6 protein-coding genes and 2 pseudogenes are annotated in these 6,199 nt (G+C 66.6%); all 8 read right to left on the bottom strand.

The window, feature by feature from the left end; all coding sequences use genetic code 11:
* Window positions 1-113: pseudogene (locus AC1DOC_RS17740) on the bottom strand (GTP cyclohydrolase I); the annotation flags it as partial.
* Between the two features lie 64 nt (window positions 114-177).
* Window positions 178-876, bottom strand: a complete 699-nt coding sequence (locus AC1DOC_RS17735; protein WP_478130177.1) for an endonuclease/exonuclease/phosphatase family protein — start codon at window positions 874-876, stop codon at window positions 178-180.
* A gap of 4 nt (window positions 877-880) precedes the next feature.
* Window positions 881-1,198 (bottom strand): annotated as a pseudogene (gene nudB / locus AC1DOC_RS17730) (dihydroneopterin triphosphate diphosphatase); the annotation flags it as partial.
* A gap of 7 nt (window positions 1,199-1,205) precedes the next feature.
* Window positions 1,206-3,011 (bottom strand): aspartate--tRNA ligase, encoded by a 1,806-nt coding sequence (gene aspS, locus AC1DOC_RS17725; RefSeq protein WP_015866896.1) that lies wholly within the window; start codon window positions 3,009-3,011, stop codon window positions 1,206-1,208.
* A gap of 34 nt (window positions 3,012-3,045) precedes the next feature.
* On the bottom strand, window positions 3,046-3,666 hold the full coding sequence (locus tag AC1DOC_RS17720; protein WP_015866897.1) for a DUF502 domain-containing protein: 621 nt from the start codon (window positions 3,664-3,666) through the stop codon (window positions 3,046-3,048).
* Window positions 3,667-3,676: 10 nt separating this feature from the next.
* Window positions 3,677-4,015 (bottom strand): FmdB family zinc ribbon protein, encoded by a 339-nt coding sequence (locus tag AC1DOC_RS17715; protein ID WP_015866898.1) that lies wholly within the window; start codon window positions 4,013-4,015, stop codon window positions 3,677-3,679.
* Window positions 4,016-4,103: 88 nt separating this feature from the next.
* Complete coding sequence (locus tag AC1DOC_RS17710; protein ID WP_278876663.1) at window positions 4,104-5,543, bottom strand: high affinity choline transporter 1; 1,440 nt, start codon at window positions 5,541-5,543, stop codon at window positions 4,104-4,106.
* A gap of 12 nt (window positions 5,544-5,555) precedes the next feature.
* Window positions 5,556-6,199, bottom strand: a 644-nt coding sequence (locus AC1DOC_RS17705; RefSeq protein ID WP_478130176.1) for a protein kinase family protein, incomplete at its 5' end; no start/stop codon positions are given.

The raw sequence follows: 6,199 nt of genomic DNA, 5'->3' as shown, positions 1-6,199 counted from the left end.
TTGAAGCGCCTGCGCGCGGCGGTCAGGCGCTCGCGGATCTTCACCGAGACGGGGGTGCCCTCGTCGTCGTTGTTGCCGTCAGGGCGCGGTTCCACGTCGGTTTTCCTCAGCATCCGCGCATGGTATCAGCGAACGCATTCCAGCCGGGGCCGGCGGGGAACACCGCGCCGGCGCCATTCATGCCAGCGCAAAATCGGCCACCAGCGGCAGGTGGTCGGACATGCGCGCCCAGATCGGGCCGCGCGGCACCGAACAGGCCACCGGCTCGAGCTCGCGCCCGTAGACGAAATCGAGCTGCGCCACCGGCAGCCGCGAGGGGTAGGTGAGCGTTCGCGGCCCGCGCAGGTCGCTGGTGTCGCGCAGGCCCATGGCGTTCATGGCGTAGCGCATGCGCGCGCCCCAGTCGTTGAAGTCGCCCGCAACCACCACCGCCTCGCCGGGCGGCACTTCGCGTTCGATGAACTCGCGCAGCCGCGCCACCTGCCGCACGCGGCTGCCCTTGATGAGCCCCAGGTGCACCACGATGGCATGCACCGGCCGCCCCTCCACCTCGATGACGACGTGCAGCAGGCCGCGCTGTTCGAAGCGGTGGTCGGAAATGTCCTGGTGGCCGGTGCGGATCACCGGCCAGCGCGTCAGGAGCGCATTGCCGTGCTCGCCATGGCGCGTGATGGCGTTGGTTTCGTAGACGGCGGTATAGCCCTCGGGCGCGAGGAAGTCGGCCTGYGGCAGCTCGGGCCAGCGCTCGAAGCGAAGCGCGGCCTGCCGGTTCATCTTGCGCACTTCCTGCAGGCAGACGATGTCGGCATCGAGCTGCTCGATGGCATGCCCCAGGTTGTGGATCTCCAGGCGCCGGGCCAGCCCGATGCCCTGCACACCCGTGCTCGGTGTTGTGCGTCACGCCGGGCGCATAGCGCGCGCGCCAGCGCGGATAGATCTCGTAGACGTTGCGCAGCTGCCAGTCGACCAGCTGCGGTGCGAGCGGGCTGCCCTCCCCGCACCGGATGCCGGTTTCCTCGGCCACTTCGCGCGCCGCGGTGAGCGCCAGTGGCTCGTCGGCCAGGTCCTTGCTGCCGGTGACGGACTGCCAGAAGTCTTCTGCGTCGGCGCGGCGGATCAGCAGCACCTCGAGCGCCGGCGTATGGATGACGACCAGCACCGACTCCGGAATCTTCCAGGGTCGAGTGCTGGCGGTCATGGGCGCATCAGGCGGGTTGCTGTACGTTGCGCAGCCGGATGTGCAGCTCGCGCAACTGCTTCTCGTCGACCGGGCTCGGCGCCTGCGTCAGCAGGTCTTGCGCGCGCTGGGTCTTGGGGAAGGCGATCACGTCGCGGATCGACTCGGCGCCGGTCATGAGCATGACCAGGCGGTCCAGCCCGATGGCGATGCCGCCGTGCGGCGGGGCGCCGTACTGCAGCGCGTCGAGCAGGAAACCGAACTTGAGCTGCGCATCCTCGGCGCTGATCTTGAGCGCGCGGAACACCTTGCTCTGCACTTCCTCGCGGTGGATACGCACCGAGCCGCCGCCCATCTCGATGCCGTTGAGCACCATGTCGTAGGCCTTGGCAATGCACTTCTCGGGCGCGGTGTCCATGAGGTCTTCATGGCCGTCCTTCGGCGCGGTGAACGGATGGTGCACGGCGCTCCAGCGCTGGCCTTCCTCGTCGAATTCGAACATCGGGAAGTCGACCACCCACAGCGGCGCCCAGCGGTCGTCGAACAGGCCGCTCTTCTTGCCGAAGGCGCTGTGGCCGATCTTCACGCGCAGCGCACCGATCGCGTCGTTGACGATCTTTTCCTTGTCGGCACCGAAGAACAGGATGTCGCCGTTGCGCGCACCCGTGCGGGCGATGATCTCGGCCAGCGAGGCATCGTCGAGGTTCTTGACGATCGGGCTCTGCAGGCCCTCGCGGCCGGCCGCGGCATCGTTGACCTTGATGTAGGCCAGGCCCTTGGCGCCGTAGATCTTGACGAACTCCTGGTAGGCGTCGATCTCGCCGCGCGAAAGGCCGCCCTCGGCGCCGCCGCCCGGCACGCGCAGTGCGACCACGCGGCCGCCCTGCATGGTGGCGGCGTTCGAGAACACCTTGAACTCGACGCGCTTCATGAGTTCGGTGAGCTCGGTGAACTCGAGCTTCACGCGCAGGTCGGGCTTGTCCGAGCCGTACTTGAACATCGCGTCGCCGTACGTCATGGTCGGGAACACCGGCAGGTCGATGCCCGCGGCGTTGCGGAACACGTTGCGGATCATGCCCTCGAACATCTCGCGGATCTCTTCCTCGGCAAGGAACGAGGTCTCGATGTCGATCTGCGTGAATTCGGGCTGGCGGTCGGCGCGCAGGTCTTCGTCGCGGAAGCACTTCACGATCTGGTAGTAGCGGTCGTAGCCGGCCACCATCAGCAGCTGCTTGAAGAGCTGCGGCGACTGCGGCAGCGCGAAGAAGCTGCCGTCGTGCACGCGGCTGGGCACGAGGTAGTCGCGCGCGCCTTCGGGCGTGGACTTGCCGAGCATCGGGGTCTCGATGTCGATGAAGCCGTTGGCATCGAGGAACTTGCGCGTTTCCATCGTCACCTTGTAGCGCAGCATCATGTTGCGCTGCATGGCCGGGCGGCGCAGGTCGAGCACGCGGTGCGTGAGGCGCGTGGTTTCCGAGAGGTTGTCGTCGTCCAGCAGGAACGGCGGCGTGACCGAGGGGTTCAGCACCTTGAGCTCATGGCACAGCACTTCGATCTTGCCGCTCTTGAGCTGGTCGTTGGTGGTGCCTTCGGGGCGTGCGCGCACCAGGCCGGTGACCTGCACGCAGAACTCGTTGCGCAGGTTCTCGGCCACGGCGAAGGTGGCAGCGCGGTCGGGGTCGCACACCACCTGCACGTAGCCTTCACGGTCGCGCACGTCGATGAAGATCACGCCGCCATGGTCGCGGCGGCGGTTGACCCAGCCGCACAGGGTGACGGTTTGGCCCATCAGGGCTTCGGTCACGAGACCGCAATAGTGAGTACGCATGGCCATATCTTGGATTCCGGCGCCGCAGGGGCGCGTTTTTTTACTTGTTCGCGAGGGAGGACGGGCCGCCGGGGACGACCACTCCCATCGAGACGATGTACTTGAGCGCTTCGTCCACGCTCATCTTGAGTTCGATGCAGTCGCTGCGCCTGAGCATCACGAAATAACCGCCCGTGGGGTTGGGCGTGGTCGGAACGTAGACGCCCAGGTAGTCGCCGCCGCCCAGGTGGCCAATGACCTCGCTGCCCGGCGTGCCGGTCACGAAGGCGATGGTCCAGACTCCCTCGCGCGGCCACTGCACCAGCACCGCCGTGCGGAAGGCGTTGCCGTTCTCGGAGAACAGCGTGTCGGACACCTGCTTGACGCTGGAGTAGATCGAGCGCACGACGGGGATGCGCCGCACCACGGCGTCGCCCCATCCGAGCAGGCGCTTGCCCACGAAATTGCTCGCAATGGCACCCACGCCCAGCAGGATGGCCAGCGTGAGCAGCACGCCGAGCCCGCGCACGTTGTTGTCGTACAGCCATTTCTGCCAGACCGAGGGCAGCACCCAGAGCGTCTGGTCCAGCGTGTCGATGATCCACTTCAGCACCGCCAGGGTGATGAACAGCGGAACGATCACCAGCAAGCCGGAGAACAGCCATTTGCGCAGGGCGAGCATGGATGGCTTCTCAGTCGCTCTTGGCGGCAGCAACCGGCGCGGGGGCCGGGCTGGGGGCGGGGACGGCGGCGGGCGCTGGGCTGGAAGCTTCCGCGGTGCTGGCGGCCGGCGCGGCTGCGGCGTCGCCGTTCTTGGCGGCGCCCGCAGGCTCGGCCTTCTTGCCGCCGCCATCGCGGAAATCGGTCACGTACCAGCCGGAACCCTTGAGCTGGAAACCGGCGGCGGTGACTTGCTTCTCGAATGCACTAGCGCCGCACGCCGGACACACCGTGAGGGGTGCATCGGACATTTTCTGCAGGGCGTCCTTGGCGAAGCCGCAGGCGCTGCACTTGTAGGCGTAGATGGGCATGGAATTGAGTGAAAAAGCGGCGCAAAAACGAGGCAGGGGCCGCTCGCAAAGCCCTCGATTATAAGGGCGCCCCGCCCTTCGGGGCGTCCTAGACAGCCAGCATCCGGTGCGGCGTGCGGGTGTTGGCCACCCACTGCGGCGCCAGCGATCCGGCCACCAGGCCGGCAAAGGAGGCCAGCACGCCGGCCAGCTGGGCCGGGAATGCGCTGCCCCAGGGCATGGCCAGGAACAGCAGCCAGGTGCCGATGCCCAGCACAATGGAAGCAAGGGCGCCCTGCGTGGTGGCGCGGCGCCAGTAGAGCCCGCACACCAGCGGCACGAAGGCGCCGACCAGCGGCACCTGGTAGGCGCCCGACACCAGCTCGTAGATGGGGGTGCCCTGCATGCGGATGGCATAGGCCAGCACGGCCGCGCTGAAGACCAGCACCGTGATGCGCATGGTCATGAGGTTCTGGCGGTCGGTGCCCGCGGGACGGAACTGGCGCCAGATGTTCTCGGTGAACGTGACGCTCGGTGCCAGCAAGGTGGCCGAGGCGGTCGACTTGATGGCCGACAGCAGCGCACCGAAGAACAGCACCTGCATCACGAAGGGCATCTTCTCGAGCACCAGCGTGGGCAGCACCTTCTGCGGATCTTCCTTCAGCAGCGCGGCGGTCTGCTCCGGCATGATCAGCAGCGCGCTCGCCACCAGGAACATCGGCACGAAGGCGAACAGGATGTACGCCACGCCGCCGATCACCGGGCCGCGGGTGGCGGACTTGACGCTGTTGGCCGACATCACGCGCTGGAACACGTCCTGCTGCGGAATGGAGCCGAGCATCATCGTGATGGCCGCGGCAAAGAAGAACACCATGTCGTGCCAGCTGGGCTCGGGCCAGAACCTGAAGAGGTCCTTGCTGACCGCGAAGGCCACCACCTTGTCGGCGCCGCCGGCCATGTTGCCGGCGAACACCGCAATGCAGGCCAGCCCCGCCACGAGGATGATCATCTGGATGAAATCGGTCACGGCCACCGACCACATGCCGCCGAACAGCGTGTAGGCGAGGATCGACACCACGCCGATCACCATGCCCGCCGGGATGGGGATGGCGCCGGCCGAGAGCACGTTGAACACCAGCCCGAGCGCCGTGACCTGCGCCGACACCCAGCCCAGGTAGCTCAACATGATGATGAGCGAACAGGCCACCTCGACGCCGCGGCCGTAGCGCTCGCGGTAGTAGTCGCTGATGGTCAAAAGCGTCATGCGGTAGAGCTTGCCCGCGAAGAACAGGCCCACCAGGATCAGGCAGGTGCCCGCGCCGAACGGGTCTTCGATCACGCCGTTCAGGCCACCCTCGATGAACTTGGCCGGGATGCCGAGCACCGTTTCGGAACCGAACCAGGTCGCGAAGGTGGTCGTCACGATCATGTAGAGCGGCAGGTGCCGCCCGGCGATGGCGAAGTCGGTGGTGTTCTTCACCCGCTTGGCGGCGTACAGGCCGATCGCGATGGTGACCAGCAGATAAACGACAACCAGCGTCAGCAGCACGGGGACACTCCTCTAGAACAATTTCACGCGCACCAGCAATTGCATGGCGAGCAACCCCAATACAAATCCTATGCCACCGTAGATGATGGTCTGCAGCAGCCGGTTGGTGCGCTTCTGGGCGGCCAGCAGTTCCAGCAGCTCGCGGCGGTGGTCGGCGGGCCGATTTTCCAGGAAATCGTGCAGCAGGCGCGGCAGCTCGGGCAAGAGTTTTGCGTAGCGCGGCGCTTCGGCCTTGAGCTGCTGGAACAGCTTCTTCGGCCCGATCTGGTCGACCATCCACTTCTCGAGGAAGGGCTTGGCGGTGTGCCAGAGATCGAGCTCCGGATCGAGCTGGCGGCCCAGGCCCTCGATGTTGAGCAGGGTCTTCTGCAGCAGCACCAGCTGCGGCTGGATCTCGACATGGAAGCGGCGCGAGGTCTGGAACAGGCGCATCAGCACCATGCCGAGCGAGATTTCCTTCAGCGGCCGGTCGAAGTACGGCTCGCAGACGGTGCGGATCGCGCCTTCGAGCTCGTCGATGCGCGTGCCCTCGGGCACCCAGCCGCTCTCCAGGTGCAGCTCGGCCACGCGCTTGTAGTCGCGCCGGAAGAAGGCCACGAAGTTCTGCGCGAGGTATTCCTTGTCCGACTCGGTCAGCGTGCCGATGATGCCGAAGT

This window comes from Variovorax sp. 01T439_2 (assembly GCF_056398445.1).
Note: the sequence above shows the minus strand (reverse complement) of the source record. Positions and strands in the feature narration are given on the sequence as shown.